The organism is Mesorhizobium sp. CA8 (genome assembly GCF_020164955.1).
Classification (GTDB): Bacteria; Pseudomonadota; Alphaproteobacteria; order Rhizobiales; family Rhizobiaceae; genus Mesorhizobium.
This window is the reverse complement of record NZ_JAIUHG010000024.1, coordinates 38,938-53,093: the sequence shown is the minus strand read 5'-3', so window position 1 is coordinate 53,093 and position 14,156 is coordinate 38,938. Positions and strand designations below refer to the sequence as shown.

Sequence of the window (14,156 nt, the reverse complement as noted above, 5' to 3'; positions counted from 1 at the left end):
GAGGCGGGAGGGTCCGATGTTCATCCCGCTCTACGACACCAACAGGCTGCGCCATATCCGCCTGCAATATGTCACCATCGGCCTGATCGTGGCGAATGTGCTGGTCTATCTGGCGACCACGCTTGGCGGTGAGAACTTCACCAATGCCGCGGTTCTCGGCCTGGGCTTCATTCCGTCGGTGGTTCACGACAAGGTCGAGCTGTCGCCCGAATTCGTGGTCATCCCCGAGAGCCTCAGCTACCTCACCTACTCGTTCCTGCATGCCGACATCTTCCATCTCGGCGGCAACATGCTGTTCCTTTGGGTGTTCGGCGACAATGTCGAGGATGCGCTCGGCCACATACGCTACCTGATCTTCTATCTGGCGTGCGCCGTCGCGGGCGCCTTCTTCCAGGGGCTGGTGGCCTGGGATTCGCAGGTGCCGCTGATCGGCGCCTCGGGGGCGATTGCCGGCGTCGTCGCCGCCTATCTGATCCTCTATCCCCGGGTAAAGGTCTGGGTGCTGGCCTTTGCCCGCATTCCATTGCGCATCCCGGCCTTCATTCCGCTGATCCTGTGGATCCTGTTCCAGATCGTGATGTTCGCCGCGGCCGGCGAGGACCAGATCTCCTGGGCCTGCCATATCGGCGGCATCATCGCCGGATCGATCCTGGTGCTGGTGCTGCGCAGCCGGGGCGTGCCGCTGCTGGCCGGCGCCGACGGCGAGCCTGATCCGACGCCCAACATCCAGCAGCCGCCTGTCCCCGTCGAGCCGGCCGCCAGCGATCCGGCGCAGCCGGCCTCGCAATGGGGCCGTGGAGCAGCGACGCCCCGGGATTGAACCGATTTGGGTGCGCCGTGGGATATTGACGCGCCGGTTTGCCGCCACTACGGAAACGGCACCGCTGGGCGGATATTCCGCCCGTAATGTCGGCTTTCGACAACTCTGACAGGGCGCACGCTGCTATAGCGCCCCGACTATCTCAGGAGAGGTGACAGGAAAATGAAGATCCTTGTGCCCGTGAAGCGGGTTGTGGATGCGAACGTCAAAGTCCGGGTGAAGGCGGACGGACTGGGCGTCGAGCTTGCCAACGTCAAGATGGCGATGAACCCGTTCGACGAGATCGCGGTTGAAGAAGCGATCCGCATCAAGGAAGCCGGCAAGGCGGAAGAGATCATCGTCGTCTCGGTTGGCCCGCAGCAGGCGCAGGAGACGCTGCGCACCGCGCTCGCCATGGGCGCCGACCGCGCAATCCTGGTCAAGACCGACGAGCAGACCGAGCCGCTCGGCGTCGCCAAGGTGCTGAAGGGCGTGGTCGAGGCCGAGAAGCCTGGCCTGGTCATCCTCGGCAAGCAGGCGATCGACGACGATTCGAACCAGACGGGCCAGATGCTGGCGGCGCTGCTTGGCTGGGCGCAAGGCACCTTCGCCTCCAAGGTTGAGCTCGCCGGCGATCATGCCAAGGTGACGCGCGAAGTCGACGGCGGCCTGCAGACCGTCGAGCTGAAGATGCCGGCGATCGTCACCGCCGACCTTCGCCTCAACCAGCCGCGCTATGCCTCGCTGCCCAACATCATGAAGGCCAAGAAGAAGCCGCTCGACGAGAAGAGCCCGGCCGACTACGGCGCCGACGTCAAGCCGCGCCTCAAGGTGATCAAGACCGAGGAGCCGGGCGGCCGCAAGGCAGGCGTCAAGGTGAAGTCGGTGGCCGAGCTAGTCGAGAAGCTGAAGAACGAAGCCGGCGTGCTGTAAAGCGATCGGGAAAGGACAAAGAAAAATGGCAATTCTCCTCATCGCCGAACATGACAATGCAAGTCTTTCCGACCAGACCGCCAAGGCGCTGTCGGCGGCCCTCCAGATCGGCTCCGATGTCGACGTGCTGGTGGCCGGCAAGGGCGCCAAGGGCGCGGCTGATGCCGCCGCCAAGCTGAAGGGCGTGCGCAAGGTGCTGCTCGCCGAGGCCGACGAGCTTTCGGAGCGCCTCGCCGAGCCGACAGCGGCGCTGGTCGTCTCGCTCGCCGGCTCCTATGACGCGATCGTCGCGCCGGCCACTTCGTCTGGCAAGAATGTCGCTCCGCGCGTGGCGGCACTCCTCGACGTCGCCCAGGTGTCCGAGATCATCGAGGTCATCTCGCCGGATACCTTCAAGCGGCCGATCTATGCCGGCAATGCCATCCAGACCGTGCAGGCGACCGACGCCAAAAAGGTCATCACCGTACGAACCGCATCGTTCTCGGCAGCGCCGGAAGGTGGTTCCGCCCCGGTCGAGACGGTCGGCGCCGCCGCCAACCCCGGCCTGTCGTCTTTCGTCGAGAACAAGCTTTCCGAGAACGACCGTCCGGAGCTGACTTCGGCCAAGATCATCATCTCGGGCGGCCGCGCGCTCGGCTCCTCGGAGAAGTTCCAGGAAGTCATCCTGCCGGTCGCCGACAAGCTCGGCGCCGCGGTCGGCGCCTCTCGCGCCGCGGTCGACGCCGGCTACGCGCCGAACGACTGGCAGGTCGGCCAGACCGGCAAGGTGGTGGCGCCAGACCTCTACATCGCGGTCGGCATCTCCGGCGCGATCCAGCATCTCGCCGGCATGAAGGATTCAAAGGTCATCGTCGCCATCAACAAGGACGAGGAAGCGCCGATCTTCCAGGTTGCCGACTACGGTCTGGTCGGCGATCTCTTCGTCATCCTGCCGGAGCTGCAAAAGGCGCTTTGACGTCGCCGGTTCTGGCATATTAAAATCCGAAGGGTGGGGTAGACGAAGTCGCCCCGCCCTTTTAGTTTGCACTGCACAAAAAGCAGGCCGCAAAAGGTCTGAGCCATTCCGGCGGGTTGCGGCCGGGATTGCGAGAAACAAACACACAGGAGCGTTCCTGCTTCAAGGAAGCGGAACTGCTCCGGACGGGATCGGGGTCATGAGCAAGATCGAGACGATCGGCATTGTCGGCGCGGGTCAGATGGGTGGCGGTATCGCCCATGTCTCGGCGCTGGGCGGCTACAAGGTCCTGATCCACGACATATCGCCTGACCGGATCGAGAAGGGCATCGCCACCATAAGCGGCAACATGGCCCGCCAGGTCGGCTCCGGCAAGCTCGAGGAGAAGGCGCGCAACGAAGCGATGGCGCGCATCTCCGCCGCTCCGGCCATGGCCGACCTCGCCGCCGCCGACCTCGTGATCGAAGCGGCGACAGAGGACGAGACGGTGAAGCGCAAGATCTACGCGCAGCTCTGCCCGCAGCTCAATCCGGAAGCGATTCTAGCGACCAACACCTCGTCGATCTCGATCACCCGGCTTGCCGCCCAGACCGACCGTCCCGAGCGCTTCATCGGCATCCACTTCATGAACCCGGTGCCGGTGATGAAGCTGGTCGAGCTGGTGCGCGGCATCGCCACCGAGGACCAGACCTTCGAGGCCGCCAAGACCTATGTGAAGCACCTCGACAAGACCATCACCGTCTCGGAGGATTTCCCTGCCTTCATCGTCAACCGCATCCTTTTGCCGATGATCAACGAGGCGATCTACACGCTCTACGAAGGCGTCGGCACGGTCGACGCCATCGACACCGCCATGCGGCTCGGCGCCAACCATCCGATGGGACCGCTGCAGCTCGCCGACTTCATCGGGCTCGATACCTGCCTGTCGATCATGCAGGTGCTGCATGAGGGCCTGTCGGACTCGAAATACCGCCCCTGCCCGCTGCTGGTGAAATATGTCGAAGCCGGCTGGCTCGGCCGCAAGACCGGTCGCGGCTTCTACGATTATCGCGGCGACCATCCGGTGCCGACGCGCTGATCTTCCGCGGCTGAACCCTTCGACGCGGCTCAGGACGCCGCGGCGAGCGGCAGTGGCGCCAAATCTTTCAAAGCTTCGTCGGGCGCGGCGGAAACGCAGCCGCGGCCGGCGGCCTTGGCGGCGTAGCAGGCGGCGTCGGCGCGGGCGATGATCTCGTCCACCTCGCCGCAGCCGGCGCGGATCGGCGCGAGGCCGATGCTGGCGCCGATCGAATGCAGGCGCCCGTCCCAGCTGAAGTTGAGGTTACGGATGGCGTCGATGATCGAGCGCGCCGCGATCGGCCCGCGCTCCGCGGCGCCCGATTTGAGGATGACGGCGAATTCATCGCCGCCGAGCCTGGCGACGATGTCTTCCGCACCGAGCACGTTGCGCAACGTGTCGGCCACGCGCTTGAGCAGCGCATCGCCCGCAGCATGGCCGCCGGTGTCGTTGACCGCCTTGAAGTGATCGAGATCGACGAACATGAACTGATGCTCACCGCCATTGAGGCGGCACTGGTCGACCAGATCTTCCATAGTGCGCATGAAGCTCGAACGGTTGGCGAGCCCGGTCAGCGCGTCATGAGCGGCGGCATAGGCCAGTTGGCGCTGCAGGGCGCGCGCGTCGCTGAAATCCTGGAAGACGATGACGAGGCCGCAGAACTCCTCGCGGTCGTTCATGATCGGCGACACCACCTGGCGGATGCTGCATCGGGTGTCGTCGCGCCGGACCAGGACAGCGCGCGTGTTCTGGTCGCAGTGCGGGCGTTCGCCCGCCGAAGGACGCGTCAGCCCGATTCTGTGCCCGCTTTCCTCGTCGACCGCCCAATAAACATGGCCGAGCACCTTGCCCATACCCTCGCCGACCTCGACACCGGTGAGCTTTTCCGCGATCGGGTTCATGAAGGTGATGCGGTTGGCGGCGTCGGTGCAGATCACAGCGTCGCCGATCGAGTGCAGCGTCACTCTGAGGCGCTCTTTCTCGTCGGCCAGCAGCGCCGCCGAAACCATCAGCCGCGCCTCCGTCTCCTTGCGCTCGGTGATATCGGTCAGGCTGCCGATGGCCCGGATCAGCCGGCCCTCGCCGTCGCGCTCGATCGCCTTGCCGCGGTCGAGGATCCAGACCCAGTGCCCGTCCTTGTGCCGCATCCGGAACTCGGCCTCGAAGAAGGGCGTCTCGCCGGCAAGGTGCGCGCGATCCGCCTCGGCGACAACTTCGCGGTCGTCGGGATGGATCATGGTCAGCCAGCGATCGGGGTCGCCGTCGAGCTCGCCATCGGCATAGCCCAGCATCTTCACCCAGGTTTCGGAATAGGTGGTGCCGCCCTTGCGCATATCGAGGCTCCAGATACCCTGTCCGGTGCTGGTGAGCGCGAAGTTCCACCTGGTCTCGGCCTCGGCGATGCGCGCCTCGGCCTGCTTGCGCGCATCGATGTCCTCGATCTGCGACACCAGATAGAGCGGACGACCTGTCTCCTCTTCATGGATGACCGAGCCGGCAAGCTGTGCCCAGACCGGGGTGCCGTCCTTGCGCAGATAGCGCTTCTGGAAATGGAAGGAATGGATCTTGCCTTCCTTCAGGCTCGTCATCGTCTCGCGGCCGATCTGCAGATCGTCGGGATGCGTGATCTGGAAGAAGGTCAGCGCCTCGATTTCCACGCGGGTGTATCCCAGCATGTCGGCGAAGGCGGGGTTGGCCTGAAGGATGCGGCCATCGAGGCCGACAATGGCGACGCCGATCGCCGAATCCTCCATGGCCCTGCGGAAGCGTTGCTCGCTCTCGGCAATCTGCCGGCGGTCGTCGATGATCTTGCGGATGAACAGCGCCGAGACAAACAGCGTGACGGCCGCGACGGCAACGGATATCTGCAGGCAGACCTTCAACGCGTCCGGGCCGAGTTCCAGCGCCGGCAACAGGATCGATGCAGTCAGGGCAACGAGTCCTGCTGTCATCAAGACGGGCACAGCGCGCTTGCCGGCCCGCCGACCTTTCCAACTCAACCACCACGCCACAATGCGATCCCACCCAATGCGCGACTGCGCGTTGCCACACCCTGGCGGATCGATTTTAAGGAATGGTTGCGTGAGCGGCAGCGGCCGCTCCGATAACCGGCGAACAATTGCCGGTATGATTAAGGTATTGTGTCAAAACTGTACCGAATGATCGGTGTGTAAAATCCTACCAGCGGACGAAAAACCGCCCACCAAGCGCGCCGAGCAGCGTCAGGAAGGCGATCGCGATCGTATACCAGGTGGCGACGAAGAGCGGCGAATCGTCGAAGCAATGCGCGGCATAAAAGGTTGCCGCGAGCCCGCCCGCGAGCAGGCCGGCCACCGCGCCCGCCAACACCGGCCGCGTCGGAGCGCCATAGCGCAGCATGCCGAGGAAGATAGCCAGCGGACCGATGCCGATCAGCGGGATGAAGCTCATGCAGATCATCATGTTCGAGCCGATAAGCCGCTTGCCCCAATCGGCCTCGGGCACGACGAAGAGCTCCAGAACCACCGCCAGCACCACCAGAAGCGGCGCGGCGATCATCCAGGCCATCGCCCGCCCGGTCGAAGCGCCCGGCACTGACAGCGCGCGGATCAGCGCGAAGGCGCTGGCCGCGAGCACCAGCGTGAATACGAATTTCGACATGAAGCGCATCGTGTGCATGGCCGACATGATGTCGGGACGCGGCCCGATGGTCGCAAAGAAGACCGCCCCCGCGATCACCACGGCCACGCCGACCGCCAGCCACCAGGCCTTGCCGAGCGGCATTGCCTTGTCGCGGGCATCGGCGTCGAGCGCCTTGATGAGATCCTCTGTCCTCATGTCGCTGTTCGTCCAAACCGTTTGGCGATCGCGGCGAGGCCGCGATGCAACGACACGCGCACCGCCGTCTCGCTGATGCCAAGCTTCGCCGCCGTCTCGCCGATCGACTGCCCGTCGACCGAGATTGACGAGACCACGGAGCGTTGCGCCGGCGGCAGCCCATCGAGCGCCCGGTTGATGTCGCGCTCGCTCACCGTTTCCGTCTCCGGCTCGGCGAAGGTTTCGGCGATCTCGTCGATCTCAACCTCGATGCGCCGCCCGCGCCGGCGGAACGCGTCGATCAGCTTGAAGCGGGCGATCGCATAGACCCAGGGCAGCACCGGCGCGTTAGGCCGCCAGGTGTGGCGTTTGACATGAATGGCCAGCAAGGTTTCCTGCACGATATCCTCGGGATCGACCCCGCCCTGAACGATCTTGCGCCGAACAAAACCTCGAACGAGGGCGGCGATGCGGTGCAGAAAGTCGGCATAAGCCCTTTCGTCTCCCGCGATCGCGGCCCTGAGCAGCCGGGAAAGCTCGGCCTCGTCCTTGCCGGTCACAAGAGTTTACCCCCAATGTTCGCGTCTCGGCCCTGGTTTGTTACGTGGCCGGCCAAATAATGTCCAAGCCAAACTGCCGCAAAATCACGAAAGTTTGCGGCGCGGCGACCGATTGAAGCAGGGCCACAATGTTGACTAAGACAATCAGGTATTGATAAGAGCGGCCGTAACCTGAAACCCGGTTTCCAGTTTTAAGGACGATACCCATGAAAATTGCCCTTTCCACGCTTGCCGGCGCCGCCCTGGCGCTCGGCCTGATCGCCGGCCCAGCCATAGCCGAGGATCAAGGCATCATCGTCTACAATGCCCAGCATGAGAGCCTGGCCAAGGAATGGGCGAAGGGATTCACCAAGGAAACCGGCATCAAGGTGACGCTGCGCAATGGCGGCGACAGCGACTTCTCCAACCAGATCGTCGCCGAGGGCGCGGCCTCGCCGGCCGACGTCTTCCTGACTGAGAACTCACCGGCCATGGCGCTGGTCGAGGCGGCGGGCCTGTTCGCGCCGGTCGATGCCGAGACCCTCGCCCAGGTCCCGCAGGAATACCAGCCGTCGACTGGCAAATGGGTCGGCGTCGCCGCCCGCAGCACCGTCTTTGCCTACAACAAGGACAAGCTGAAGGCAGACCAACTGCCCAAGTCGCTGCTCGATCTCGCCGACCCGAGCTGGAAGGGCCGCTGGGCCGCCTCGCCGTCCGGCGCCGACTTCCAGGCCATCGTCAGCGCGCTGCTCGAGCTCAAGGGCGAAGCCGCCACCGCCGATTGGCTGAAGGCGATGAAGGAGAACTTCACCGCCTACAAGGGCAACTCAACGGTGATGAAGGCCGTCAATGCCGGCGAGATCGATGGCGGCGTGATCTATCACTATTATTATTTCGGTGATCAGGCCAAGACCGGCGAAAACAGCCGGAATGTCGCCTTGCATTATTTCAAGAACCAGGATCCGGGCGCCTTCGTGTCGATCTCCGGCGGCGGCGTGCTGGCGTCGAGCAAGCACCCGAAGGAAGCCCAGGCGTTCCTGAAGTGGGTGACCGGCAAGGGCGGCCAGGACGTGCTGAAGACCGGAACGTCCTATGAATATGCCGTCGGCAAGGATGCCCAGTCCAACCCGAAGCTGGTGCCGCTGGCCGATCTGCAGGCGCCGAAAGTCGATCCGGCGAGATTGAATTCCAAGAAGGTCATCGAGCTGATGACGCAAGCCGGCTTGCTTTAGTTCGCGTTCGTCCTAAAAGGGCGAACGACCGTGCTCCCGCGGCAATTCGCCTTCCGCGGGAGCGTTTTTGTTTGGAGATCGCCTCGTCGATGACAGTCGACTGCGCTTCGACCCGCCTGAGTGGCACATCGCACCGCTTCCGCCGGCAGGCGGAGGCGACCCAGCGGCCTGCCTGATGCAGTCGACGATCGACATGACGCCGGCAAGATTGCCTGCGGCCCGGATGAAGGAGCGTCGGCCCACGTCATGGATCACGCTCGCAGCGGCTCTCATCTCGCTCGTTGCGCTGCTGCCGCTCGCCTTCATCGTCTGGGTCGCGATCCAGACCGGCTGGGACACCGTGGCGGCGCTGATCTTCCGCGCGCGCGTCGGCGAATTGCTGGTCAACACCGTGCTCCTCGTCCTCGTCACGGTGCCGATCGCCATCGTGCTCTCGGTGGCGCTGGCCTGGCTGACGGAGCGCAGCGACCTGCCGGGCAACCGCTGGTGGTCCTGGCTGTCGGTCGCGCCGCTCGCCATCCCCGCTTTCGTGCACTCCTATGCCTGGATCAGCTTGGTTCCGGGCCTGCACGGGCTCTGGGCCGGCGTGCTGGTTTCCGTGATCGCCTATTTCCCGTTCCTCTATCTGCCGATCGCCGCCGCGCTGCGCCGGCTCGATCCGGCGCTGGAAGATGCGGCCGCGGCGCTTGGCCTTGGCCCGTGGCGGGTTTTTGCGCGTGTCGTGCTGCCGCAGCTGAGGCTCGCCATCTGCGGCGGCTCGCTGCTGGTCGGCCTGCATCTCTTGGCCGAATACGGCCTCTATGTCTTCATCCGTTTCGACACGTTCACCACCGCGATCGTCGACCAGTTCCAGTCGACCTTCAACGGTCCGGCCGCCAACATGCTGGCCGCCGTGCTGGTGGTCTGCTGCCTTTTCCTGCTCGCCCTTGAGGTGATGATACGGGGCGAGGAGCGCTACGCCCGCGTCGGCTCCGGCGCCGCGCGCAAGCAGCAGCGTGCTCGCCTCGGCCGCGCCACCCTGCCATGCCTGCTTTTGCCGGCCGGCGTCGCGCTGCTGTCGCTCGGCGTGCCCTTCGTCACCGTAAGCCGCTGGCTGCTCGCCGGCGGCACGGAAGTCTGGCGTTGGGACGAGATCAGCCTGGCGCTCGGCCAGACGCTGTTCCTCGCCATTGCCGGCGCGGTGCTTGCAACGCTCGCCGCCATGCCGATGGCCTGGATCTCGATCCGCGCGCCAGGGCCGCTGCAGCGCCTGCTCGAGAGCTGCAACTATATCGTCGGCGCGCTGCCGGGCGTGGTCACCGCGCTGGCGCTGGTGACAATCACCGTGCGCGTCGCGCTGCCTCTCTACCAGACCCTGTTCACCATCCTGTTCGGTTATGCGCTGATGTTCCTGCCGCGCGCGCTGGTCAGCCTGCGCGCCTCGATCGCGCAGGCGCCGGTGGAGCTGGAGCGCGCCGCTTCCAGCCTCGGCCGCTCGCCGGTCAAGGCGCTGTGGTCGACGACCGTCCGCCTGTCGGCGCCGGGCGCCGCGGCCGGCATGGCCATGGTGGCGCTCGGCATCACCAACGAGCTCACCGCCACCCAGATGCTGGCTCCCAACGGCACCCGCACGCTGGCGATGGCTTTCTGGTCCTATAGCGGCGAGATCGACTACGCCTCCGCCGCCCCTTACGCGCTGATCATGGTGGCGATGTCGCTACCGATGACCTGGTGGCTCTACATCCAGTCGAAGCGGATGGCCGGACGATGAGCTTTCTCGAACTCAGCGGCGTCGCGAAAAGCTACGGCCCGGTAACGGCGCTCGCCGGCGTCGACTTGGCTGTCGAAAGCGGCAGCCGCACCGCGATCGTCGGGCCGTCTGGCTGCGGCAAGACCACCTTGCTCAGGCTGATCGCCGGCTTCGAGGCGCCGGACCGCGGTCGCATCACGCTCGACGGCAAGGTGCTGGCCAATGGCGGCGCCGCCGTGCCGGCGCATCGCCGCGGCATCGGCGTGGTCGCCCAGGACGGCGCCCTCTTCCCGCATCTCAGCATCGCCGACAATATCGGTTTCGGCATGGCCCGTAGCGAAGACAGGCGCAACGAGCGCATCGTCGAGCTCGCCTACATCGTCGGATTGGACAAGGCGGTCCTCAAGCGCCGGCCGCACGAGCTGTCCGGCGGCCAGCAGCAGCGCGTCGCGCTTGCCCGGGCCATGGCGATGAAGCCGAGGCTAATGCTGCTCGACGAGCCGTTCTCGGCCCTCGATACGGGGCTTCGCGCCTCCATGCGCAAGGCGGTGGCCGAGCTTCTGGAAGAGGCGGGCATCACCACCATCCTGGTCACCCATGACCAGGCCGAGGCGCTGTCCTTCGCCAGCCAGGTGGCGGTGATGCGTGACGGCCTGTTCTCGCAGGTCGGCACGCCGCGCGAGCTCTATTTCCAGCCCAGGGACAGGATGGTCGCCGAGTTCCTCGGCGACGCCATTATCCTGCCGGCGAAAATCGCCGACGGCTTCGCCATGTCGCCGCTCGGCCGCATCGCGGTCGACACAAAGGAACGACGCGATGTCGCGCGCATTATGCTGCGGCCCGAGCAAATCCTTCTCAAGCGGACCTCGCGCGAGGGCATGTCGGGCACACCGGACATGCTGTTCGGCGAAGTGACGGACTGCGAGTTCGCCGGCTCGGTCTGCACCGTCGCGGTGCGGCTGCTCAACAGCCCCGATCCGCCCGATGCGGCCGCCATCGGCAACACCCCGCTCATCCTGCGCAAGACAGGCATGGACGCGCCAGCGGTCGGCGAGATCGTGCGCCTCACCGTTACCGGCAAGGCGCATGTCTTTGCTTAGGTCCGGGTTGAGGCGTGTCGGGATTCAGGTCAGGCCGAGCCGAAAACGGCGGGTTCCGAGAACCGGAGCGGAGCGTACTTGGAGTACGTGAGCACCGGAAGCACAGGAAACCGCCGTTTGCAGGCCGGCCTCACCTGAATATCGACATGCCTCAACGCACGCGCTGCCCAGTTGCCGGCGACCACAGCGGCCAGCTCTCGAGGAAATCGTGGCTGTGGATGACGACGCGCTGGCCCTCGATCAGGATGATCGAATAGGCGGGCGGTGCCTGCTCGACAACCTCGTCGCCGATGAGATCGAGCATGAAGCGGGCATGCAGGCCGCGCTGCGCCGAGAATGGGATGCCGGCGACGGTGCCGGCTATGTCGCGGTGGACATGGCCGAAGAAGATGGAGCGGACATTGCCGTGGCGCGTCAGCACATCGATCAGCCGCTGCGGCTGTTCGAGGCCGAGCGGGTCGAGCAGCGTAAGCCCAAGCTCGACCGGCGGATGATGCAGGAAGACATAGGCGGCCTTGCCTGCCGCCTCGCCAAGCCGCGCGTCGAGCCAGCCAAGCCGGCTGTCGCACAACTCGCCGGTGACGCGGCCTTCCGCCAGGCTGTCGAGGAAAAGCAAGCGCCCTTCCGGCGTGTCGAAAACCGACTGCACGAAACCGTTGCCGTCGGTCCCGTTTTCGGGAAAGGCGGCGATGAGGTTTGGGCGCCGGTCGTGGTTTCCGGGCAGCAGCCTGTAAGGCAACGTGAGCCGGCTCAGCGCCGCCTTGAAGTCGGCATAGGCTTGCGCCTCGCCGGCATCCGTCAGGTCGCCGGTAAAGATGCAGAGCGCCGCATCGCCGTGGCGGGCATTGATATGGTCGATGCAGCGGACGAGCCGCTCATGCAGATCGGCGCCGTAGCGGATTTCGCTCCGACGGCCGAGATGGACGTCGGTCACCTGGATGATCTTTATTCCGTAACCCTCAATCGAATTCGCGAAGCCGCCAACCGCCTTATAGAGCCGGCTCCGGCACCGAGGCCTTGAACACGTCGAGCCTGGCGCCTGTCTTCGAGGAGAAGAAGTGCAGGTCTGTCTCGGCGAACTGCAGGCCGATCGTGCTCCCGGGTTCGGGATGGACGGTCTCCGACGTCACGATGGAAAACGGCGCGCCGTCGAGATCGACATAGATGACGCGGCCGGCGCCCAGCTCCTCGATGAGGTCGACGGTCGCCGCGAGCGCGCCGGGCGCACCCGGCGCCACCATGCGCACCGCCTCCGGCCGGATGCCGGCCGCGACTTTCGCGCCGACCGGCAGGCCCGTGCGCGACACGTTGAGCTTGCGGTTGCCACCGAGCAGCGACAGCCCGTCCAGCGTGACCGTGCCTTCGAGCATGTTCATCGCCGGGGCGCCGACGAAGGTCGCCACGAAGCGGCTTGCCGGCCGGCTGTAGACTTCCGCCGGCGTGCCGACCTGCTCGACGCGGCCGCCATTCATCACCACCAGCCGGTCTGCCAGCGTCATCGCCTCGACCTGGTCATGCGTGACGAAGACCGAGGTGGCGTTGAGGCGCCGGTGCAGCTTGCGGATCTCGGAGCGCATCTGCACGCGCAGCTTGGCATCGAGATTGGAGAGCGGCTCGTCGAAGAGGAAGACCTTGGGCTCGCGGATCATGGCGCGGCCCATGGCAACACGCTGGCGCTGGCCGCCGGAGAGCGCCATCGGCTTGCGGTCTAGCAGGTGCTCCAGCTCCAGGACGCGCGCCACCGCCTGGACACGCTGGGCGCGTTCGGCCGGCGGAACGCCGGCCACCTTCAGCGAATAGCCGATGTTCTGGGCCACGCTCATATGCGGGTAGAGCGCGTAGTTCTGGAACACCATGGCGCAGCCGCGCTCGCGCGGCTCGAGCTTGTTGACCACCGTGCCGTCGATCGCGATCGTGCCGTCGGAAATCTCTTCCAGTCCCGCGATCATCCTGAGCAGCGTAGACTTGCCGCAGCCCGACGGTCCGAGGATGACGACGAATTCGCCCGAGGCGAAGTCAAGATCGACGCCGTGCACGACCTGCGTCTTGGCGTAGTTCTTCTTGACGCCGCGAATGGTGATGGAGGCCATTTTTGTCTCCCTATTTTTCGGTGGCGATCAGGCCGCGCACGAACCAGCGCTGCATCAAGAGCACCACGATCAGCGGCGGCAGCATGACGATCAGCGTGCCGGCCATGGCAATATGCCATTCCGGCGCCCCGCCGACATTGGGGATGAGCTGCTTCAGCTCGGTCACCGCCATCGCATGCGACTGGTCGGTGGTGATAAGCAACGGCCACAGATACTGATTCCAGGCCCACAGGAACATGATGGTGCCGAGCGCCCCCATGTTGTTGCGCGACAGCGGCAGAAGGATATCGACGAAGAAGCGCAGCGCGCCGGCGCCGTCCATGCGCGCGGCCTCGGTCAATTCGTCAGGCACGGTCAGGAAGAACTGGCGGTAGAGGAAAGTACCGGTGGCGGTGGCGACCAGCGGCAGGATCAGGCCGCTATAGGAATTGAGCAGCCCCAGGCTGAGCTGGACCCGAACGCCTGATATCTTCTCGATCAGCCAGGAAAGCCCCGTCAGATCCATGATCGTCTGATAGGGCTCCAGCACGTTGGCGACCACCGCGTAGGTCGGGACGATGCGCACTTCGAGCGGCAGCATCAGCGTGATGAAGATCAGCCAGAAGATCAGCGTCCGGCCGGGATAGCGGAAATAGACGATCGAGAAGGCCGTCAGCGCCGACACGATCACTTTGCCGGCGGCGACGCCGAACGCCATGATGAACGAGTTGAGCAGCTTCGGGCCGAGATCGGCCGTCACCCAGGCCGTCTTGATGTTGACCCAGAAATCGCTGCCCGGCAGCAGCGACATCGGCACGTCGTTGACGTCCTTCAGATTGTGCGAGGCGGCGATCGCCACGATGACGAACGGCGCCACGCAGAATACGAAGCCGGCAAACAGGATCAGATGCGTGAAAAAATTGAGGATCGGAGTGCGCTCGACCATG

Annotated in this window: 14 protein-coding genes; 7 read left to right on the top strand and 7 right to left on the bottom strand. The window is 65.2% G+C overall.

Annotated features, from left to right (window positions below; genetic code table 11):
- Positions 1 to 16 precede the first annotated feature (16 nt).
- From LB553_RS23190 to LB553_RS23175, 4 genes are all read left to right on the top strand, one after another.
- On the top strand, positions 17 to 820 hold the full coding sequence (locus tag LB553_RS23190; protein WP_224516623.1) for a rhomboid family intramembrane serine protease: 804 nt from the start codon (positions 17 to 19) through the stop codon (positions 818 to 820).
- Positions 821 to 982: 162 nt separating this feature from the next.
- The gene (locus LB553_RS23185) at positions 983 to 1,732 is read left to right on the top strand and encodes an electron transfer flavoprotein subunit beta/FixA family protein (RefSeq protein WP_224516622.1); all 750 of its coding nucleotides are present in this window, start codon (positions 983 to 985) and stop codon (positions 1,730 to 1,732) included.
- Between the two features lie 25 nt (positions 1,733 to 1,757).
- Positions 1,758 to 2,687, top strand: coding sequence for an electron transfer flavoprotein subunit alpha/FixB family protein (locus tag LB553_RS23180; RefSeq protein ID WP_224516621.1), 930 nt, complete (start codon positions 1,758 to 1,760; stop codon positions 2,685 to 2,687).
- A 199-nt stretch (positions 2,688 to 2,886) separates the two neighbouring features.
- The gene (locus LB553_RS23175; RefSeq protein WP_224516620.1) at positions 2,887 to 3,765 is read left to right on the top strand and encodes a 3-hydroxybutyryl-CoA dehydrogenase; all 879 of its coding nucleotides are present in this window, start codon (positions 2,887 to 2,889) and stop codon (positions 3,763 to 3,765) included.
- A 29-nt stretch (positions 3,766 to 3,794) separates the two neighbouring features.
- Here LB553_RS23175 and LB553_RS23170 read toward each other — a convergent pair whose 3' ends face one another.
- The 4 genes from LB553_RS23170 to LB553_RS23155 form a co-directional block, all read right to left on the bottom strand.
- The gene (locus tag LB553_RS23170) at positions 3,795 to 5,696 is read right to left on the bottom strand and encodes a PAS domain S-box protein (protein WP_224516619.1); all 1,902 of its coding nucleotides are present in this window, start codon (positions 5,694 to 5,696) and stop codon (positions 3,795 to 3,797) included.
- A gap of 226 nt (positions 5,697 to 5,922) precedes the next feature.
- Positions 5,923 to 6,561: an NrsF family protein gene (locus LB553_RS23165; RefSeq protein WP_224516618.1), complete on the bottom strand. Its 639-nt coding sequence runs from the start codon at positions 6,559 to 6,561 to the stop codon at positions 5,923 to 5,925.
- Complete coding sequence (locus LB553_RS23160) at positions 6,558 to 7,100, bottom strand: sigma-70 family RNA polymerase sigma factor (RefSeq protein WP_224516617.1); 543 nt, start codon at positions 7,098 to 7,100, stop codon at positions 6,558 to 6,560. The genes LB553_RS23165 and LB553_RS23160 overlap by 4 nt, the downstream gene beginning before the upstream one ends.
- Positions 7,101 to 7,140: 40 nt before the next feature.
- Complete coding sequence (locus tag LB553_RS23155) at positions 7,141 to 7,308, bottom strand: hypothetical protein (protein WP_224516616.1); 168 nt, start codon at positions 7,306 to 7,308, stop codon at positions 7,141 to 7,143.
- Here LB553_RS23155 and LB553_RS23150 point away from each other — a divergent pair.
- The 3 genes from LB553_RS23150 (at position 7,307) to LB553_RS23140 (ending at position 11,140) form a co-directional block, all read left to right on the top strand.
- Complete coding sequence (locus tag LB553_RS23150) at positions 7,307 to 8,311, top strand: iron ABC transporter substrate-binding protein (protein ID WP_224516615.1); 1,005 nt, start codon at positions 7,307 to 7,309, stop codon at positions 8,309 to 8,311. The two genes, LB553_RS23155 and LB553_RS23150, sit on opposite strands and share 2 nt — an antisense overlap.
- Positions 8,312 to 8,486: 175 nt before the next feature.
- Positions 8,487 to 10,061 carry an ABC transporter permease gene (locus LB553_RS23145; RefSeq protein WP_224516614.1) on the top strand — a complete coding sequence of 525 codons (1,575 nt, stop codon included), beginning with the start codon at positions 8,487 to 8,489 and terminating at the stop codon, positions 10,059 to 10,061.
- Entirely contained in the window at positions 10,058 to 11,140 is a 1,083-nt protein-coding gene (locus LB553_RS23140; protein ID WP_224516613.1) for an ABC transporter ATP-binding protein, read from the top strand. Before LB553_RS23145 ends, LB553_RS23140 begins: the two co-directional genes overlap by 4 nt.
- Positions 11,141 to 11,291: 151 nt before the next feature.
- Here the strand turns inward: LB553_RS23140 and LB553_RS23135 are convergent, their stop codons facing one another.
- The 3 genes from LB553_RS23135 to LB553_RS23125 are packed head-to-tail and all read right to left on the bottom strand — an operon-like array spanning position 11,292 to position 14,155.
- The gene (locus LB553_RS23135; protein WP_224516672.1) at positions 11,292 to 12,089 is read right to left on the bottom strand and encodes a phosphodiesterase; all 798 of its coding nucleotides are present in this window, start codon (positions 12,087 to 12,089) and stop codon (positions 11,292 to 11,294) included.
- A gap of 40 nt (positions 12,090 to 12,129) precedes the next feature.
- A complete protein-coding gene (gene ugpC, locus LB553_RS23130; protein WP_224516612.1) occupies positions 12,130 to 13,230 on the bottom strand; it encodes a sn-glycerol-3-phosphate ABC transporter ATP-binding protein UgpC in 1,101 nt (366 codons plus the stop codon).
- A 10-nt stretch (positions 13,231 to 13,240) separates the two neighbouring features.
- Positions 13,241 to 14,155 (bottom strand): ABC transporter permease subunit, encoded by a 915-nt coding sequence (locus LB553_RS23125; protein ID WP_224516611.1) that lies wholly within the window; start codon positions 14,153 to 14,155, stop codon positions 13,241 to 13,243.
- Position 14,156: the final 1 nt, after the last annotated feature.

What these genes read in the sequence shown, in the direction of transcription:
- LB553_RS23125 (WP_224516611.1), bottom strand. Translation starts at nt 14,155, where the DNA reads ATGGTCGAGCGCACTCCGATCCTCAATTTTTTCACGCATCTGATCCTG.
- LB553_RS23140 (WP_224516613.1), top strand. Translation starts at nt 10,058, where the DNA reads ATGAGCTTTCTCGAACTCAGCGGCGTCGCGAAAAGCTACGGCCCGGTA.
- LB553_RS23190 (WP_224516623.1), top strand. Translation starts at nt 17, where the DNA reads ATGTTCATCCCGCTCTACGACACCAACAGGCTGCGCCATATCCGCCTG.
- ugpC (WP_224516612.1), bottom strand. Translation starts at nt 13,230, where the DNA reads ATGGCCTCCATCACCATTCGCGGCGTCAAGAAGAACTACGCCAAGACG.
- LB553_RS23175 (WP_224516620.1), top strand. Translation starts at nt 2,887, where the DNA reads ATGAGCAAGATCGAGACGATCGGCATTGTCGGCGCGGGTCAGATGGGT.
- LB553_RS23185 (WP_224516622.1), top strand. Translation starts at nt 983, where the DNA reads ATGAAGATCCTTGTGCCCGTGAAGCGGGTTGTGGATGCGAACGTCAAA.
- LB553_RS23150 (WP_224516615.1), top strand. Translation starts at nt 7,307, where the DNA reads ATGAAAATTGCCCTTTCCACGCTTGCCGGCGCCGCCCTGGCGCTCGGC.
- LB553_RS23180 (WP_224516621.1), top strand. Translation starts at nt 1,758, where the DNA reads ATGGCAATTCTCCTCATCGCCGAACATGACAATGCAAGTCTTTCCGAC.
- LB553_RS23170 (WP_224516619.1), bottom strand. Translation starts at nt 5,696, where the DNA reads ATGACAGCAGGACTCGTTGCCCTGACTGCATCGATCCTGTTGCCGGCG.
- LB553_RS23155 (WP_224516616.1), bottom strand. Translation starts at nt 7,308, where the DNA reads ATGGGTATCGTCCTTAAAACTGGAAACCGGGTTTCAGGTTACGGCCGC.
- LB553_RS23165 (WP_224516618.1), bottom strand. Translation starts at nt 6,561, where the DNA reads ATGAGGACAGAGGATCTCATCAAGGCGCTCGACGCCGATGCCCGCGAC.
- LB553_RS23145 (WP_224516614.1), top strand. Translation starts at nt 8,487, where the DNA reads ATGCAGTCGACGATCGACATGACGCCGGCAAGATTGCCTGCGGCCCGG.